This window comes from Nocardiopsis potens DSM 45234 (assembly GCF_000341105.1).
Taxonomy (GTDB): Bacteria; Actinomycetota; Actinomycetes; order Streptosporangiales; family Streptosporangiaceae; genus Nocardiopsis_A; species Nocardiopsis_A potens.
Genome location: NZ_ANBB01000059.1, coordinates 65,809 through 83,425 on the forward strand (window position 1 = coordinate 65,809; position 17,617 = coordinate 83,425).

Here is a 17,617-nt window from a genome sequence, read left to right on the forward strand (position 1 = left end):
GCTCGCGTCGCGACCGGACGCACGCCGACGCAGGGCGCGGGCGTACAGGGAGGTAGCGACTTAAGCATAAAGAAGATACGGCCCGCCCGGACACCGGTCAAATCGACCGCGCCGCCGGCCGCGCTCCTCACCAGGGGCGATCCCGCGTTGTCCACAGTATCGCCGATCTGTGGACAACCGGTTGTCCACATTGGGGACGAGGGCGCGGCCCCGCGCGAGCTGTGGATAACGTGTGACCTGGGGATAACCCGGGAATCCCCGGCTCCGAGGCCGCTGTGCACAGCGTCACCCCCAAGGTTGTACACACAGTGAACTGCAAATTGTGGATAACCTGCTGCTCTCCCCAGTGTTCTGAGAGGCTGTGTACGGACCGGTGCACAACTTGTGGATCGCCGCCGATACCTGTGGACACAGAGCGTCGCGGCCGGTGCACCGCCACCTCGGCCCGTCCAGCCGGTATGCACAGGTGATCCACAGAAATTCCCCGTTCTGCCCACAGGCCGGGGACGCCGGGGCGCCGGACCCTGGAGAATGGGGCCTCCGGCCCGCGCGCGGCGCGGCCGCCGGACCGAAGACCGCTGAGAAGGGGATGGACCATGGCAGGGCACCGTGTCTGAGGCGCAGGTCAATCTCGCGATGGTGTGGTCGAGCGTGGTGGACAGCCTCGACAACAGCGTGCTGCCCCCGCACCAGCGGGCCTGGCTGCCGCAGACCAGGCCGCTCGGCCTGATCGAGGACACCGCGCTGCTCGCCGCCCCCAACGACTTCGCCAAGGAGATCCTGGAGACCCGGCTGCGGGACAGCATCAGCCGCGCCCTCTCCGCCGAGCTGGGCCGGGAGATCCGGGTCGCGGTCACCGTCGACCCGACCGCGATGCAGCCGGCCCCCTCCCCCGCGCCCCAGCCGGCCGCCCCGCCGCAGGGCCCGGCGGCCGGGCCGCAGCCCTACCCGCGCCCGGACCGCGACCCGCTCGCCTACGGCCCCGCGCCCGGGCAGCCGGACCCGGCCTCCTACCCGCAGGAGCCCGCTTCCCCCCCTTATGCCCCCGGGCCTGCCCCGGCGGAGCCGGGGCCGCAGCAGTACGGCGCCCCCGGCGAGGACCTGCTCTCCTCCCCGCAGTGGCAGCCGCCGCGGCCCCCGCAGCCCCAGCAGCAGTGGGAGCAGCCCCAGGCCCCGCAGCCGCAACCGCAGCAGTGGGAGCAGCCGCCGGCCTGGGAGCAGCCCCGGCAGCAGTGGGAGCAGCCGAACCGGTGGGAGCGGCCGCAGGCCGAGCCGCAGCCCGCCGGGGCCGAGCCGGACCGCGGCGAGCAGGAGGCCGCCGACGGGACCGAGGCCCCGCCGGCGACGGCCGAGCCGGCCCGGCTGAACCCGAAGTACACCTTCGACACCTTCGTCATCGGGTCCAGCAACCGGTTCGCGCACGCCGCGGCGGTCGCGGTGGCCGAGGCCCCGGCCAAGGCCTACAACCCGCTCTTCATCTACGGCGGCTCCGGGCTGGGCAAGACCCACCTGCTGCACGCGATCGGCCACTACACCCAGCGGCTCTACGACGGGGCCCGGGTGCGCTACGTCAGCTCCGAGGAGTTCACCAACGAGTTCATCAACTCGATCCGGGACGGCAAGGCCGACGGCTTCCGCCGCCGCTACCGGGACATCGACGTGCTCCTGGTGGACGACATCCAGTTCCTGGAGAACAAGGAGCAGACGCAGGAGGAGTTCTTCCACACCTTCAATACCCTGCACAACTCCAACAAGCAGATCGTGATCTCCAGCGACCGGCCGCCCAAGCAGCTGGTCACCCTGGAGGACCGGCTGCGCAACCGGTTCGAGTGGGGCCTGATCACCGACGTCCAGCCGCCCGAGCTGGAGACCCGGATCGCGATCCTGCGGAAGAAGGCCGCCCAGGAGGGGCTGGCCGCCCCGCCCGAGGTGCTGGAGTTCATCGCCGGGAAGATCTCCACCAACATCCGCGAGCTCGAGGGCGCCCTGATCCGGGTCACCGCCTTCGCCAGCCTCAACCGCCAGTCGGTCGACCTGCACCTGACCGGCATCGTGCTCAAGGACCTCATCCCCGACGACGAGGGCCCGGAGATCACCGCCTCGGCGATCATGGCGCAGACCGCCTCCTACTTCGGTCTCACCACCGACGACCTGTGCGGTACGTCGCGCTCCCGGGTGCTGGTCACCGCACGGCAGATCGCGATGTACCTGTGCCGCGAGCTGACCGACCTGTCGCTGCCCAAGATCGGGCAGCAGTTCGGCCGGGACCACACCACCGTGATGCACGCCGACCGGAAGATCCGCTCGCTGATGGCGGAGCGCCGGTCCATCTACAACCAGGTCACCGAACTCACGAACCGGATCAAACAGGAGTCCCGGAACGGCTGACGGGGCCCTTCCCGCACCGGTTCTCCACAGCTTCCGCCCCCATTCTGTGGATAACCGGTGGACAACCCTGCGGATAACCCGGCTCATCCTGTGGGAAAGCTGGGGACAAGCGGCGGTCGGCTGTTGACGGCCGGATCCCCGGCCGCTCCGGCCCGGTCAGCGGCCTGTGGGCAAACTGGGGACAGCCGGTGGACAAGCGGTGGAAAACTCGGGGACGGCCTGTGCACAGCCGACCGCCGTCCACAGCGCGACGAGTTCTCCACAGCCTTCACCCACAGGGTCGGTGGATAAAAAAACACGGGTTGAGCTGCGCAAAGACCTGTTATCCACACTATCCACAGCCCCTACTATTACTGCTCCCTTAAGTAAGACCCCAAGTGCTTCAAAATCGGGGCGGGCCCGATTCTGTGGACGAGCGCTCCGGAGCCCTCGGACCGGGTCCCGGCGCTCCCCGGAGCGGCGACCGGGATCGGGCGTTGCGGGCACCGGCAGGGGGCGAATGCGGGTACCGTGTGAAGCCGTCCCCGCGTGTGCCCTGAGGAGAGTGAGTCGATCGTGAAGTTCCGGGTCGAGCGCGACGTACTCGCCGACGCCGTCGCCTGGACGGCTCGCAGCCTGCCGGTCCGCCCCTCGGTGCCGGTCCTGGCCGGGATGCTGCTGGACGCGGGCGAGGGCGATGGCGGCCGCCTCCGGCTGTCCTCGTTCGACTACGAGGTCTCCGCCCAGGTCTCGGTGGACATCGACGTCGAGGAGGCGGGGACGACGCTGGTCTCCGGCCGGCTCCTCGCCGAGATCACCCGGAACCTTCCTCCACAGACGGTGGAGATCTCCACCGACGGCGCCAAGGTCGTCGTCTCCTGCGGCAGCGCGAAGTTCACACTGCTCACGCTCCCTGTGGAGGACTACCCGTCGCTCCCGGCGATGCCCGGCGCCACCGGCACGATCGGCAGCGACGTGTTCGCCGCCGCGGTCGCCCAGGTCGCCGTCGCCGCGGGCCGGGACGACACCCTGCCGATGCTGACCGGCGTCCGGGTCGAGATCGAGGGCGACCGGCTGACCCTGGCCTCCACCGACCGCTACCGGCTCGCGGTCCGCGAGATCGGCTGGAAGCCGGAGGACCCGGGGCTCTCCGCGGTCGCGCTGGTCCCGGCCAAGACGCTGGCCGACACCGCCAAGTCGCTCACCTCCGGCGCGGAGGTCTCCGTCGCGCTGTCCACAGGCGAGGGCGCGGACGGGATGATCGGCTTCGAGGGCGGCGGCCGGCGCACCACGACCCGGCTGCTGGACGGCGAGTTCCCCAAGTACCGCGCGCTGCTCCCGGACTCGTTCAACTCCGTCGCCGAGGTCAACAAGGCGGAGTTCATCGAGGCGGTCAAGCGCGTCTCCCTGGTGGCCGAGCGGAACACCCCGCTCCGGCTGGCCTTCGGCGAGGGCCGGGCCGTGCTGGAGGCGGGCACCGGCGACGAGGCGCAGGCCGTGGAGGTGCTGGAGGCCGCCCTGGAGGGCGACGAGATCCAGATCGCCTTCAACTCGGGGTTCCTGCTGGACGGCCTGAACGCGGTCGACTCCGACATCGCCCGGCTCCAGTTCACCACCTCCACCAAGCCTGCGATCATCAGTGGTAAGCCCGCCGACGACGAGTCCGCCTCGGACTACCGCTACCTGATCATGCCGGTGCGGCTCTCCGGGTGACCGGGCGCGCGGGTCCACATATCCACAGGTGCCATTGGGGGAGAACACGATGAAGCTGGGCATGGTCGGCCTGGGCAAGATGGGCGGCAACATGGCGGCCCGGCTGCGCGAGAAGGGCCACGAGGTCGTCGGCTTCGACTTCGACCCCGAGGTCCGCGACGTGGCCAGCCTGGCCGAGCTGGTCCAGGCCCTGGAGGCGCCGCGGACCGTCTGGCTGATGGTCCCCGCGGGCGACCCCACCCTCGGCGCCATCGCCGAGCTCTCCGAGCTGCTCGACGCCGGCGACCTGATCATCGAGGGCGGCAACTCGCACTACGTGCAGGACCGCAAGAACGCCGACGGCCTCAAGGAGCGCGGCATCCGCTACCTGGACGCCGGGGTCAGCGGCGGCGTCTGGGGCCGGCAGAACGGCTACGGCATCATGGTCGGCGGCGCGGCGCAGGACGTCGAGCGGGCCAAGCCGGTCTTCGACGCGCTCACCCCGGACGAGGGCGGCGGCTACGTGCACGCCGGCGGGGTCGGCGCCGGCCACTTCGTCAAGATGGTGCACAACGGCATCGAGTACGGCATGATGCAGGCCTTCGCCGAGGGCTTCGAGCTGATGGCCGCCGCCGACATCGTGGACGACGTCCCCGGCACCTTCGAGAGCTGGCGCGAGGGCACCGTGGTCCGCTCCTGGCTGCTGGACCTGCTCAGCCGCGCGCTGGAGGAGGACCCGGAGCTGGACGGCCTGCGCGGCTACGCCCAGGACTCCGGCGAGGGCCGGTGGACCGTGCAGGCCGCGGTGGACCACGCGGTCCCCGCCCCGGCGATCACCGCCGCGCTCTACGCGCGCTTCGCCTCCCGGCAGGAGGACAGCCCGGCGATGAAGGTGATCGCCGCGCTGCGCAACCAGTTCGGCGGGCACGCCGTCACCAAGACCACCGACGACCCGGCGCGCACCCCGCGCAGCTGAGCCGCCGGCCGCGGCCGACGCGAGGGAGCCGGAGTTGTACGTTTCCCATCTCCAGCTGGCCGACTTCCGCTGCTACGAGTCGGTGCACCTGGAGTTCGAGCCCGGGATCAGCACCTTCGTGGGTCCCAACGGCCAGGGCAAGACCAACCTGGTCGAGGCGGTCGGCTACGTCGCCACCCTGGGCAGCCACCGGGTCTCCGGCGACGCCCCGCTGGTCCGCCGGGGCGCGGAGCGGGCGGTGGTCCGCTCCGCGGTGGTCCGGGACGGCCGGCGCGCCGTCGTCGAGCTGGAGATCAACCCCGGCCGGGCCAACCGCGCGCGGCTGAACCGGGCCCCGGCCACCCGCCCCCGCGAGGTGCTGGGGGTGCTGCGCACGGTGCTCTTCGCCCCGGAGGACCTGGCCCTGGTCAAGGGCGACCCCGGCGACCGCCGCCGGTTCCTGGACGAGCTGCTGGTGGCGCGGGCGCCCCGGTTCGCCGGGGTCCGCGCCGACTACGAGCGGGTGCTCAAGCAGCGCAACGCCCTGCTCAAGTCGGCCTCCGCGCGCTATCTCAAGCGCCAGGAGGTGGACCTGTCCACCCTGGACGTGTGGAGCGAGCACCTGGCGGTCAACGGGGCCGAGCTGCTCGCCGCCCGGATCGCGCTCACCGCCGAGCTGCAGCCGCTGGTCGCCAAGGCCTACTCCGAGCTGGCCGGCTCGGGCGGCGCCCCGGTGCTGCGCTACCGCAGCTCGGCGGCGGCGGAGGGGGCCGAGCCGCCGGCCGACCGGGAGCGGCTGGTCGCGCTGCTCCGCTCCGCCATGGAGGACTCCCGCCACCAGGAGCTGCAGCGCGGGATCAGCCTGGTCGGCCCGCACCGGGACGAGCTGGTGCTCTCCCTGGACGACATGCCCGCCAAGGGCTACGCCAGCCAGGGCGAGTCCTGGTCCTACGCGCTCTCGCTGCGGCTGGCCGCCTTCGAGCTGCTCCGCGCGGACGGCGACGACCCGGTGCTCATCCTCGACGACGTCTTCTCCGAGCTGGACGCCGAGCGCCGCCGCCGGCTGGCCGAGCACGTCCGCCACTGCGAGCAGGTGCTGGTCAGCGCCGCCGTCCCGGAGGACATCCCGGCCGAGCTGCACGGCGCCCGGTTCCGGGTGCGGGACGGGGAGGTCGAGCGTGCCTGACCGGCCGGAGGAGCCCGCCGCGCCCACCGGGATCGAACTGGCCCGGCAGGCGCTGGCCCAGGCGCGCGCCGCGGCCAAGGAGCGCGGCGCCTCCCCCGGCGGGCCGCCCCGGCGGGCCCGCGGCGGCCGGATCCGGTCGCGGCGCGAGCCGCAGATGTTCGGCGACGCGGTCCGGGCCTGGCTGGCCGAGCGCGGCTGGCAGGAGGAGATCGCCATCGGCGGGGTCTTCGGCCGCTGGCACGAGATCGTCGGCGACTACAACGCCCGGCACCTGCACCCGGTCTCCTACGAGTCGGGCGAGCTGGTCGTCGCGGCGGACTCGGCGACCATGGCGGCCCAGGCCCGGACCATGGTCCGCGACCTGGTGCGCAGGCTCAACGAGGAGCTGGGCCACGGCACCGTGCACAGCATCAAGGTCCAGGGGCCCGGCCGCCGCCGGCCCCGCACCAGGTGAGCGGGGGGTGACCCCCGGGTGACCGAGGGGTGATCGGCCGAGGAGGGCGCGGGCACGCCTGATTTCCTCCCGGACTTGACAGCGGCCCCGGGTGCGTGTGGGGACTCAACTCCCGTCCCGTTCGCGCGTTGTGAGGCGGCACAGCGCCGCCGATGCCATTTTGTCGTCACGTGCGCGGTATCATGGGAGCGGTTCTTCGGACGCTTTCACCGGTACGGCTCACCCCGACGAGGGTGACGGGTTTCGGGGTCGTGAGCGGGGTCCGGCCGGTGCGGCGCCGAGCGGCCGCCCGCCTCCCGCCGGTCGCAAGGCGTCCCCCAGCAGGAGGGTGTTCCCACTTGGCCTACGATGCTCGATCTATCACGGTTCTGGAAGGGCTCGAGGCGGTACGCAAGCGCCCCGGCATGTACATCGGCTCCACCGGTGAGCGGGGCCTGCACCACCTGGTCTACGAGGTCGTGGACAACTCGGTCGACGAGGCCTTGGCGGGTCACGCCGACGCCATCGAGGTGACGCTGATGGCCGACGGCGGCGTCCGCGTCGCCGACAACGGCCGGGGCATCCCGGTGGGCATGCACCCGGTGAAGAAGCGCTCGGCGCTCGAACTGGTGCTGTCCACCCTGCACGCGGGCGGCAAGTTCGACGGGGAGTCCTACGCGGTCTCCGGCGGCCTGCACGGCGTGGGCGTCTCGGTGGTCAACGCGCTCTCCACCCGGCTCGAGGCCGAGGTGCGCCAGGACGGCCACGTGTGGCGGCAGAACTACGAGATGACCCGCCCCACCGCCGACGTCGCCAAGGGCGAGGAGACCTCGGAGACCGGCACCCAGATCACCTTCTGGGCCGACCCGTCGATCTTCGAGACCACCGTCTACAACTACGAGACGCTGGCCCGGCGGATGCAGGAGATGGCCTTCCTGAACAAGGGCCTCTCCATCACGCTCCGGGACGAGCGGCCGGAGTTCGTCACCGATGGCCCGGCGGTGCAGACCTTCCACTACGAGGAGGGCCTGGTCGACTTCGTCCGGCACATCAACGCCAAGAAGGACCCGTCGCACGCCTCGATCATCGAGTTCGAGGAGGACGGCGAGGGCATCTCGGCCGAGATCGCCATGCAGTGGAACCAGTCCTTCACCTCCTCGGTGCACACCTTCGCCAACACCATCAACACGGCCGAGGGCGGCACCCACGAGGAGGGCTTCCGCGCGGCGCTCACCTCGGTGGTCAACCGGTACGCCCGGGAGCAGAAGCTGCTCCGGGAGAAGGACGACAACCTCACCGGCGACGACATCCGGGAGGGGCTCACCGCGATCATCTCGGTGAAGCTGGCCGACCCCCAGTTCGAGGGGCAGACCAAGACCAAGCTGGGCAACACCGAGGCCAAGTCGTTCGTGCACCGGGTCGCCAACGAGCACCTGCGCGACTGGTTCGAGCGCAACCCCGGCGAGGCCAAGGACATCGTCACCAAGGCCGGCCAGGCGGCGCGGGCCCGGATCGCCGCCCGCCAGGCGCGCGACCTGACCCGGCGCAAGACGCTGCTGGAGTCGACCTCGCTGCCGGGCAAGCTCTCCGACTGCCAGTCGACCGAGCCGGAGAAGTCCGAGGTCTACATCGTCGAGGGCGACTCGGCCGGCGGCTCCGCCAAGGGCGGCCGGAACCCGATCTACCAGGCGATCCTGCCCATCCGCGGCAAGATCCTCAACGTGGAGAAGGCCCGGGTCGACCGGATCCTGAAGAACAACGAGGTCCAGGCGATCATCACCGCGCTGGGCACCGGGATCCACGACGACTTCGACATCGAGAAGCTCCGGTACCACAAGATCATCCTGATGGCCGACGCCGACGTCGACGGCCAGCACATCCGGACCCTGCTGCTGACGCTGCTGTTCCGGTTCATGAAGCCGCTGATCGAGGCCGGCCACGTCTACCTGGCCCGGCCCCCGCTCTACAAGATCAAGTGGGACCAGCGCGGCGGCGACGCCGACTACGTCTTCTCCGACCGGGAGCGGGACGAGGTCATCGCGCGCGGGATCGCCGCGGGCAAGAAGGACCCCCGCCCCCGCGACCTCGTGCAGCGGTTCAAGGGCCTGGGCGAGATGAACGCCGCGGAGCTGTGGGACACCACCATGGACCCGGACCGCCGCGTGCTGCTCCAGGTGACCCTCGACGACGCGGCCCAGGCCGACGAGATGTTCAGCGTCCTGATGGGCGAGGACGTCGAGTCGCGGCGCTCGTTCATCCAGCGCAACGCCCGGGACGTCCGGTTCCTGGACATCTGACCCCGCGCGACACGACGTCAGCGAAGGACTCACCAGAAAGGTTCGACATCCAGTGACGGATGCGAATACCCCGGAGGCCCCGGAGGGCGGCGGCCAGCGCGTCGAACCGGTCGACATCCAGGTCGAGATGCAGCGCAGCTACCTCGACTACGCGATGTCGGTCATCGTCGGCCGGGCGCTGCCCGACGTCCGCGACGGCCTCAAGCCGGTGCACCAGCGGGTGCTCTACGCGATGTACGACGGCGGCTACCGCCCCGACCGCGGCTACTTCAAGTGCGCCCGCGTCGTCGGCGACGTGATGGGCAACTACCACCCGCACGGCGACAGCGCGATCTACGACACCCTGGTCCGGCTCGCCCAGTCCTGGTCGATGCGGATGCCGCTGGTCGACGGGAACGGCAACTTCGGCTCGCCGGGCAACGACCCGGCGGCGGCGATGCGCTACACCGAGTGCAAGCTCGCCCCGCTGGCCATGGAGATGCTGCGGGACATCGAGAAGGACACCGTCGACTTCCGCCCCAACTACGACGGCCGCTCCTCCGAGCCCGAGGTCCTCCCGGCGCGCTTCCCCAACCTGCTGGTCAACGGCTCCTCCGGGATCGCGGTCGGGATGGCCACCAACATCCCGCCGCACAACCTGCGCGAGGTGGCCGACGGCGTCAACTGGTTCCTGGAGAACCCGGAGGCCGAGGACGAGGAGCTGCTCGAGGCCCTGATCGAGCGGATCAAGGGCCCGGACTTCCCGACCAGCGGCCGGATCGTCGGCCGGCGCGGCATCGAGGAGGCCTACCGGACCGGGCGCGGCTCGATCACCATGCGCGCCGTGGTCGAGGTGGACGAGGACTCCCGGGGCCGGCAGGTGCTGGTCGTCACCGAGCTGCCGTACCAGGTCAACCCGGACAACCTCGCGGTCAAGATCGCCGAGCTGGTCAAGGACGGCAAGGTCAGCGGCATCGCGGACGTGAAGGACGAGACCAGCGGCCGCACCGGCCAGCGCCTGGTCATCGTGCTCAAGCGGGACGCGGTCGCCAAGGTCGTGCTGAACAACCTGTACAAGCACACCCAGCTGCAGGAGACCTTCGGCGCGAACATGCTGGCCCTGGTGGACGGGGTGCCCCGCACCCTCCGCCTGGACCAGCTCATCCGGCACTGGGTGGCGCACCAGATCGAGGTCGTCGTCCGGCGCACCCGGTACCTGCTGCGCAAGGCCGAGGAGCGGGCGCACATCCTGCGCGCGCTGCTCCGCGCGATCGACCGGATCGACGACGTGATCGCGCTGATCCGGGCCAGCGCCTCGGCCGACGAGGCCAAGACCGGCCTGATGAACCTGCTGGAGATCGACGAGGTCCAGGCCCGCGCCATCCTCGACATGCAGCTGCGCAAGCTGGCCGCCCTGGAGCGGCAGCAGCTCACCGCCGAGTACGACGAGCTGATGGCGCAGATCGCGGACTACAACGACATCCTCGCCTCGCCGGCCCGGCAGCGCGCGATCATCCGCGAGGAGCTCGCCGAGATCGTGGAGAAGTACGGCGACGACCGCCGGACGCACATCGTCCCGTTCGAGGGCGACATGCGGATGGAGGACTTCATCGCCGAGGAGGACGTCGCGGTCACCATCACCCGCGGCGGCTACGCCAAGCGCACCCGGCTGGACAACTACCGGGCGCAGAAGCGCGGCGGCAAGGGCGTCCGCGGCGCCCAGCTCAAGCAGGACGACATCGTCCAGCACTTCTTCGTCACCACCACGCACAACTGGATCCTGTTCTTCACGAACAAGGGCCGGGTGTACCGGACGAAGGCCTACGAGCTGCCCGAGGCGGCCCGGGACGCCCGCGGCCAGCACGTCGCCAACATGCTGGAGTTCCAGCCCGACGAGGAGATCGCGCAGGTCATGGCGTTGCGCGGGTACGACGTCGCGCCGTACCTGGTGCTGGCGACCCGCGACGGCCTGGTGAAGAAGTCGCGGCTGGAGGACTTCGACTCGGCGCGCTCGGCCGGCATCATCGCGATCAACCTCCGCGACGACGACGAGCTGATCGCCGCCCGGCTGGTCTTCCCCACCGACGACCTCCTGCTGATCAGCAGCGACGCCCAGGCCATCCGATTCAGCGCCTCGGACGAGTCGCTGCGCCCGATGGGCCGCGCCACCAGCGGCGTGATCGGGATGCGCTTCACCGAGGACGCGCACCTGCTCAGCATGGACGTCATCCGGGACTCCGACGGCCCGGCCGACGTCCTGGTCGCCACCGAGGGCGGGTACGCCAAGCGCACCCCGTCCGACCAGTACCCGGTGCAGAACCGGGGCGGCAAGGGCGTGCTGACCGCGAAGATCGTGGAGGCCCGCGGCAAGCTGGTCGGCGCCGCCATGGTCCACCCCGAGGAGGACGAGGTGTTCGCGATCACCTCGGCCGGCGGGGTGATCCGCACCCGCAGTGCGGAGATCAAGCAGTCCGGCCGGGCCACGATGGGCGTCCGCCTGGTCAACCTGGGCGAGGGCAACCACGTGGTGGCGGTGGCCCGGAACGCCGAGGCCGACGACGGCGAGTCCGAGGCGGCCGAGTCCGAGGCCGCGGAGTCCGCCGGGGCCCCCGAGGGCCCGGAGGCCGGCGCCTCCGGCGGTGAGGGAACCGAAGCGGAGTCCTGACGAGGTGCCCCGCGGGGCTAACGTGGTGTGCGGAGGGTGCGGCCGAGGCCGCCCCTCCGCGCGCTGTAGCGCGACCCCCGCACCGTCCCCCTTTTTCCACCCGCCAACGGAAAGTCCAACGGTAACGTGGCTATGTCGGACAAGACGAAAGAAGACTCCGAGGCCGTGCCGGCCCCGGAAGCGGAGGCTGCTGAGCCGGAGTCGGCTGAGCCGGCCGAGTCGAAGCAGGAGGGGCAGGGGGAGCCCATGGCGGCACCGTCATCGGACGAGAGCAGGCCCGCACCCGGCCCGGCGGCCAAGGCGCCCAAGGCGGCCGGCAAAGGGTCCGGCAAGGCGGCCAAGGCCGTCAAGGCGACCCGGAAGGCGCACCTGAGCGTCAGCCGGATCGAGCCCTGGTCGGTGATGAAGTTCAGCTTCGTCATCTCGCTGGTCTGCTTCATCGTGCTCTTCGTCGCGGTGGCCGTCGTCTACGCGATCCTGTCCGGCCTCGGCGTCTTCGACGCCCTGGCGGGCATGCTCACCGCCCTGACCGAGGGCGGCGAGGGCGAGGAGGTCCCGATCGACCCGGCGAGCTGGTTCTCCCCGGCCCGGGTGCTGGGCTACACCGGCCTGATCGGGGCGCTGAACATCGTGCTGATCACGGCGCTGTCCACGGTCGCCGCGATGCTCTACAACCTCGCCGCGGACCTGGTCGGCGGCATCGACGTCACCCTCACCGAGTCGGAGTGAGGCACCCCTCCCCCGCCCCGGTCCCCCTCCCCCGCGGAGCGGGACCGGGCACCCCCGGGACCGCGCTAGACTGGGTCCCGGACAGAGGCCCGCACCGGGCCGCTTCCCCCGCTCCACCGGCGTCATCCGGTTCGCCGGTACCGCCCGGATGCGGTAGAGTTCCACTCGGAACGCGGGCGTATAGCTCAGTCGGTTAGAGCGCATCCCTGATAAGGATGAGGCCCCAGGTTCAAGTCCTGGTACGCCCACCCGCGAAAAGGCTCCCGTACGGGGGCCTTTTCTCATGCCCGCGACCAGGGCCGCCCCCCCGGCGCCGCCGGGCGACCGGGGCGGGGCCGCGGCTCCGCGGAGGAGGGGTCACTCCACCGCGTAGGCCAGGACGTGCACGGCGGCGGTGTCCTCGTCCGGGTAGAGCACCAGTACCTCCCGCTGCACCTTGCCCGCCTCCGGTTCGGCGCCCCGGCAGTGCACGCTGCCGTCGACGGTTTCGGCCTCGTCCATGCCGAAGGTTTCGAGCAGGTCCGCGCCGGGCCCCTCGGGGTCGGGGTAGATGCCCATGCCCGGCGCGGTGCAGAACGCCTCGACGCGGTCGGGGGCGGTGGTGAAGGTCGCCTCCAGGACGTAGCCGAGCTCGCCCTCGTCGGGGCGCGGCGCGTCCTCGTCGGGCGTCTCGCCGTTCTCGGTGAGGGTGAAACCGGCGGCGTCTTCGGGGAGTTCGAGCCCGGTGACCTGGGTGATGCGCTCCTCGTCGCCGACCGGCGAAGGGGCGGAGGGGGAAGGGGACGGCTCCTCGTCGCCGGAGGGGGTGCCGCCGCAGGCGGTGAGCGCCAGCGACGCCGCCAGGATCGGCGGAGCGAGGACGAACGGGCGGCGCAAGGCTCACTCTCCTTCGTGACGGCGGTGCTTCCCCGGGGGCGGGTCAGCCCACGGTACCTTCGGTGAACTGGGTGGTCCCCCGGCCCTGGACCCAGAACTCCTGGGCCATGCCGCGCAGGTGCAGGCTGGACAGCTCCTTCTCGGAGTAGGTCGCCCCGGTGATGGCCTCGCCCTCGGAGTCCCGGTCCCAGTTGTAGTACTTCTTGATCTCCGGCTGGGTCTTGGCGACGTACTTCCACTCCCCGCCCGGCTCGTCCGGGGGGTAGACGTCGACCTGCCCCACCTGGCTGTAGCCGAAGCTGCCCAGCCCCCGCCACCAGTCGCCGCCGTACATGGGCTCGGCGGTCCCGGGCTTCCGGCCCCAGGTGTTGTACTCCGTCCGCACCGGGATCGTCACCGGGCCGTCGCCGGGCCCGATCCCCTCCTCCTTGGCCTTGGCGACGGCCGCCCGGCCCACTTCGCCCTGGTCCTTTCCGAACTGCTCCTTGAACGCGGGGACCTCCTCCATGAAGTCGTCCACGTCCATCTCGTAGTCCTCGCCCGAGTTGTCGAGGTAGTGCTCGAGCAGCTTCCCGGCCTGCGGAGAGGGGCCGGCCTGAGCGGCCTTCGCGTGGATCAGGGCCTCTGTGGCCACGTCCATGTCCCGCCGCTCCTCCGGGCATATCCCCCCGCTCATTCCGCGGACGAACCAGTTGCAGTCGGCCTTCTTCGAACCCCACTCCATCGCGGAGTCCAGGGCCGCCACGTCGTCGTAGTGGATGGGGTAGGAGGGGATCTGCCCGAAATCGAGCGATTCCGCGGGGCCGACCTCGCCCAGGCCGTCGGAGCCGTAGGGGTCGGACGGCTCGGGCGGCACGTGCATCGGGCGCACGTCGCCGAGCTCGTCCGAGCCGTCCTGCCCCTCGCCGCCCCCGCCGCCGGCGGCCGTGCCGGTGCCGTCGCACTCCGCGCGGCCTTCGGTCCCGTCTTCGATGCAGCTCAGGCCGGCGTCGAAGAGTCCGGTGACCCGCTCGGGCACGTCGAAGGTGAAGACCGTCGCGGTGATCGCGGCCACCACCAGCAGTCCGGCCGCGTATTCGGTCGCGGACGCGCCCCGGTCGGCAGAAGAAGGGGTCCGGAGCATGGATTTCCTCGATTCCGCCGCGATCGTCCCCGGTGAGTACGGGGGAACGCTATGCGGGGTCCTCCCCGGGCGTCTTGAGCCTCCGGACCCAACGGGCGCACGGGAGAGGACCCAGGGGCCTCCGGTGTTCCCGGGGCCGCGTTCCCGGCCGGCCGCGCGGAGCGGCGCGGTCCGGCCGGGGTGGGCCGGCGGCCACTCCGGGGGTGGCCTCCGCCCCACCCCGGGGTCGGGCCCCAGGGCCAGGGACTCCGGCGCCCCTTCTCCGTAGCGTCGGAGGCCGGCGAACCCACGGAGGAATGAGATGTGGCGATCGATCGGCCGGTCCGCGTCCGCGCTCGGAGCCGTACTGGTGCTCGCCGCCGGTGCCGGGCCGGCCGCGGCGGAGGAGGACCCCGGGCCGCCCCGGGTCGACGAGGAGGGCGTCCGGGCGTTCCTGGACCGGCGGGTGCCGGAGCTGCTGGAGGAGTTCGACGTGCCCGGCGCGGCGGTGTCCGTGGTCGCCGGGGGCGAGCAGGTCTTCGCGCAGGGGTACGGCGTCGCGGACCTGGAGACGGGGGAGCCGGTGGTCGCCGAGGAGGCGGCGTTCCCCACCGCGTCGGTGGCGAAGAGCTTCACCGCGCTGGCGGTGCTGCGGCTGGCCGAGGAGGGCCGGCTCGACCTGCACGCCGACGTGAACGGGTACCTGCCGGAGGACCTGCGCATCGACGACGCCTACCCCGGCGACCCGGTCACCCTGCACCACCTGCTCACCCACACCGCCGGGCTGGAGGAGGCCGTGGTCGGGACGGCGGTGTCCGACTACGCCGAGGAGTCCGCCGCCGAGCGGCTCCGCACGGTGCCGAAGCCGGACCGGGTCGAACCGCCGGGCCGGTTCAGCGCCTACTCGAACTACGGGTACGACCTGCTCGGCGTCGTCGTGGAGGAGGCCGAGGGGAAGCCCTTCGCCGACGCCGCCCGGGAGCTGGTGTTCGAACCGCTCGGGATGGACCGCAGCGCCTTCACCGACGGGGCGGACGCCGCCGAGCGGTTCCCGGTGCCCACCCTGTACCGGATGACCCCGGACGGGAACGCCCCGGACCGCGGCCCGGTGCTCGCCGCCGAGCCCGCGGGCGGCGCCTTCGCCCCGGTCACCGACATGTCCCGGTTCATGCTCGCGCTGCTCGGCGGCGGCGAGCTGGACGGGGAGCGGGTGCTGCCCGCCGGGGCGGTCGAGGCGATGCTGGACCGGCAGGCCGCCAACGAGCCCCGGCTCACCGGGAGCGGGTACGGGACCTGGGAGCGGTCCGCCGGCTCCCCGCGCACGGTGGGGCACGGGGGCGACCTGGGCGGCCTGCACACCGAGTACGCCCTGGTCCCCGAGGAGGGCGTGGGCGTCTACGTCGCGGTCAACGGGGACGGCGACGGCGACGACCCGATCAACGACATGCGCGCCCTGGTCGTGCACGACTTCCTGGCCGAGTTCACCGGGGCGGGCACCGACCGGGCGGACGGGACCGGGGCGGCCGGCGCCGACCCGGACCGCTACACCGGGACCTACGTGACCACCCGGACCAGCAGGGGCGACGCCGCCTCGCTCAAGGTGGCGCTGGACCAGGTGTCGGTGGTCGAGGACGGCGGCGGGGCGCTGCGCACCGAGAGCCCCGCGCTCCCGGATCGGCGCTGGATCCCGGTGGAGCCGGGGCTCTACCGGGAGGACGGCGGGAACGGCGGCACCCTGGTGTTCATCGAGGAGGACGGCGCGGTCGCCGGGCTCGGCTTCGACGAGAACCCGACCCAGGCCTACCGGCGGGTGCCCTGGTACGGGCAGCCGAACCTGCACCTAGCGGCGGCCGGCGCCGCACTGCCGGTGATGGCCTCCGCCCTGGTGTGGCCGGCGGCCGGCGCGGTCCGGCGGCTGCGCGGCCGCCGGACCGCGGCACCGCGCGGCTCCCGGGCCGCGCTCCTGGCGGCCGGCCTCGCCGCGGCCGCCTGCACGGGGTTCACCGCCTTCGTCGGCTACCTCCTGGTCCGGATCGAGCTGCTGGAGGCGCTGCTGTTCACCGGATCGCCGCTGCTCGTCCTGCCGCTCGCCGCCGCCGTCCCGCTCGCGGCGGTCGCCGTGGCCGCCGCCGTCCCCGCCTGGCGCCGCGGCTGGTGGAGCAGGCTCGGCCGGGTGCACTACTCGGCCGTGGTGCTCGCCTCGGCGGTGTTCCTGTCCATCGCCGCCTTCTACGGCCTGGTCTGGTCCCCGGTCCCGGGCTGACCCGCGCGCCCCGGCCGGGGCCGGCGGGGGCGGGACCCCGCCCCCGCCGGCCCCGGCGGCTACCCGTTCGGGGCGGAGGCCCCGCAGGGCGGTGCGGGCCGCTTCGCGGGGGTCCGGGGCCGGGGGCCGGTGCCGATCAGGGCGACCGCCGCCGCGCAGACCGCGAGGCCGGCCAGGGACATCGGGCCCGGGACCTGGCCGAACATGGGCCAGGCCCAGAGCATGGTGGTCGGCGGGGTCAGGTAGAGCAGGGCGGAGACCCGGGTGACGCCGGTGCGGGCCAGCACCGCCCAGTAGAGGCCGTAGCCGCCGAAGGTGGAGAGCACCACGACCCAGGCGACCGCGGCCCAGAAGGCCGGGTCGGCGGGCGGGGCCAGGGAGCCGGTGGCGCCGGCCAGCCCGGTGAAGAGCACCGCGGAGACGGCGCACTGCACGGTGAGGGCGTCGGTGACCGACGCCCGGGGGCGGGTGCGCCGCTCCAGCACCGAGGCGGCGACCAGGGAGAGCATCGCGGCGAGCGGCAGCAGGAAGGCCCAGGCCGGGGCGGTGCCGCCGGCGGACAGGTCGGAGCCGACCACCAGGGCGACGCCGAGCAGCCCCAGCGCCAGCCCGCCGGCGCGGCGCGGCGTCACCCGCTCCCCCAGCAGCGGGGCGGCCAGCGCCGCGGCCGCGATCGGCTGCAGGGCGGCGATCAGCGCGCTGGTGCCCGCGGCGACGCCGTGCTCGGCGGCGGCGACCACCCCGTAGAGGTAGCCGGCCTGGGCCAGCGCGCCGATGCCGGTGTGCAGCGCCAGCTCGCGCGGGGGGATCCGCGGGCGGCGGAGCAGCGCCCAGCCGCCGAGCACCGCGGTGACGGCGATGAACCGCCAGGCCAGCAGGGTGGTCGCGGAGGCCTCGCCGGTGCCCAGCTCGGCGCCGATGAAGCCGGAGCTCCAGGCGGCCACGAGCCCGGCGCCGAGCAGGGCGGTGGGGACGGTGCGCGGAAGGGGAGGGGAACGGAACATGCGCCCAAGTAACCACACCGGTCGGTATACTCGCAGTGCACCCGAAGCACCCCGAGAGCGGAAGCGAGG

The 17,617-nt window shown here is 72.4% G+C and carries 12 protein-coding genes and 1 tRNA gene; 10 read left to right on the forward strand and 3 right to left on the reverse strand.

Going from position 1 to position 17,617, the window contains the following annotated elements; genetic code table 11:
- Positions 1–609: 609 nt before the first annotated feature.
- The 9 genes from dnaA (at position 610) to D459_RS0124050 (ending at position 12,551) form a co-directional block, all read left to right on the forward strand.
- Positions 610–2,388, forward strand: a complete 1,779-nt coding sequence (dnaA, locus tag D459_RS0124010; protein ID WP_026120716.1) for a chromosomal replication initiator protein DnaA — start codon at positions 610–612, stop codon at positions 2,386–2,388.
- Positions 2,389–2,943: 555 nt separating this feature from the next.
- Entirely contained in the window at positions 2,944–4,080 is a 1,137-nt protein-coding gene (dnaN, locus tag D459_RS0124015) for a DNA polymerase III subunit beta (RefSeq protein ID WP_017595552.1), read from the forward strand.
- Positions 4,081–4,129: 49 nt separating this feature from the next.
- Complete coding sequence (gene gnd, locus D459_RS0124020; RefSeq protein ID WP_017595553.1) at positions 4,130–5,035, forward strand: phosphogluconate dehydrogenase (NAD(+)-dependent, decarboxylating); 906 nt, start codon at positions 4,130–4,132, stop codon at positions 5,033–5,035.
- Positions 5,036–5,069: 34 nt separating this feature from the next.
- Positions 5,070–6,200 (forward strand): DNA replication/repair protein RecF, encoded by a 1,131-nt coding sequence (gene recF / locus D459_RS0124025; RefSeq protein ID WP_017595554.1) that lies wholly within the window; start codon positions 5,070–5,072, stop codon positions 6,198–6,200.
- Positions 6,193–6,654 (forward strand): DUF721 domain-containing protein, encoded by a 462-nt coding sequence (locus D459_RS0124030; protein WP_017595555.1) that lies wholly within the window; start codon positions 6,193–6,195, stop codon positions 6,652–6,654. The genes recF and D459_RS0124030 overlap by 8 nt, the downstream gene beginning before the upstream one ends.
- A gap of 338 nt (positions 6,655–6,992) precedes the next feature.
- The gene (gyrB, locus tag D459_RS0124035) at positions 6,993–8,930 is read left to right on the forward strand and encodes a DNA topoisomerase (ATP-hydrolyzing) subunit B (protein WP_081620688.1); all 1,938 of its coding nucleotides are present in this window, start codon (positions 6,993–6,995) and stop codon (positions 8,928–8,930) included.
- A gap of 52 nt (positions 8,931–8,982) precedes the next feature.
- The gene (gene gyrA / locus D459_RS0124040) at positions 8,983–11,574 is read left to right on the forward strand and encodes a DNA gyrase subunit A (protein WP_017595557.1); all 2,592 of its coding nucleotides are present in this window, start codon (positions 8,983–8,985) and stop codon (positions 11,572–11,574) included.
- 132 nt (positions 11,575–11,706) lie between these two features.
- Positions 11,707–12,303: a DUF3566 domain-containing protein gene (locus D459_RS37100; RefSeq protein ID WP_081620689.1), complete on the forward strand. Its 597-nt coding sequence runs from the start codon at positions 11,707–11,709 to the stop codon at positions 12,301–12,303.
- Between the two features lie 174 nt (positions 12,304–12,477).
- Positions 12,478–12,551 (forward strand) — tRNA-Ile (locus tag D459_RS0124050).
- A 109-nt stretch (positions 12,552–12,660) separates the two neighbouring features.
- On the opposite strand, the gene D459_RS35935 is transcribed toward D459_RS0124050, so the two are convergent.
- Together D459_RS35935 and D459_RS0124060 are read right to left on the reverse strand one after the other, a co-directional pair.
- Entirely contained in the window at positions 12,661–13,179 is a 519-nt protein-coding gene (locus tag D459_RS35935) for a hypothetical protein (protein WP_017595559.1), read from the reverse strand.
- 43 nt (positions 13,180–13,222) lie between these two features.
- Positions 13,223–14,302 carry a hypothetical protein gene (locus tag D459_RS0124060; RefSeq protein WP_017595560.1) on the reverse strand — a complete coding sequence of 360 codons (1,080 nt, stop codon included), beginning with the start codon at positions 14,300–14,302 and terminating at the stop codon, positions 13,223–13,225.
- A gap of 301 nt (positions 14,303–14,603) precedes the next feature.
- On the opposite strand from D459_RS0124060, the gene D459_RS0124065 reads away from it, so the two are divergent.
- A complete protein-coding gene (locus D459_RS0124065) occupies positions 14,604–16,544 on the forward strand; it encodes a serine hydrolase domain-containing protein (RefSeq protein WP_017595561.1) in 1,941 nt (646 codons plus the stop codon).
- A 59-nt stretch (positions 16,545–16,603) separates the two neighbouring features.
- Here the strand turns inward: D459_RS0124065 and D459_RS0124070 are convergent, their stop codons facing one another.
- Positions 16,604–17,548: a DMT family transporter gene (locus D459_RS0124070; RefSeq protein WP_017595562.1), complete on the reverse strand. Its 945-nt coding sequence runs from the start codon at positions 17,546–17,548 to the stop codon at positions 16,604–16,606.
- Between the last annotated feature and the right edge of the window lie 69 nt (positions 17,549–17,617).

Coding starts and splice junctions, on each gene's coding strand:
- D459_RS37100 (WP_081620689.1), top strand. CDS start 11,707: ATGTCGGACAAGACGAAAGAAGACTCCGAGGCCGTGCCGGCCCCGGAA.
- gnd (WP_017595553.1), top strand. CDS start 4,130: ATGAAGCTGGGCATGGTCGGCCTGGGCAAGATGGGCGGCAACATGGCG.
- D459_RS0124060 (WP_017595560.1), bottom strand. CDS start 14,302: ATGCTCCGGACCCCTTCTTCTGCCGACCGGGGCGCGTCCGCGACCGAA.
- D459_RS0124065 (WP_017595561.1), top strand. CDS start 14,604: ATGTGGCGATCGATCGGCCGGTCCGCGTCCGCGCTCGGAGCCGTACTG.
- D459_RS0124070 (WP_017595562.1), bottom strand. CDS start 17,548: ATGTTCCGTTCCCCTCCCCTTCCGCGCACCGTCCCCACCGCCCTGCTC.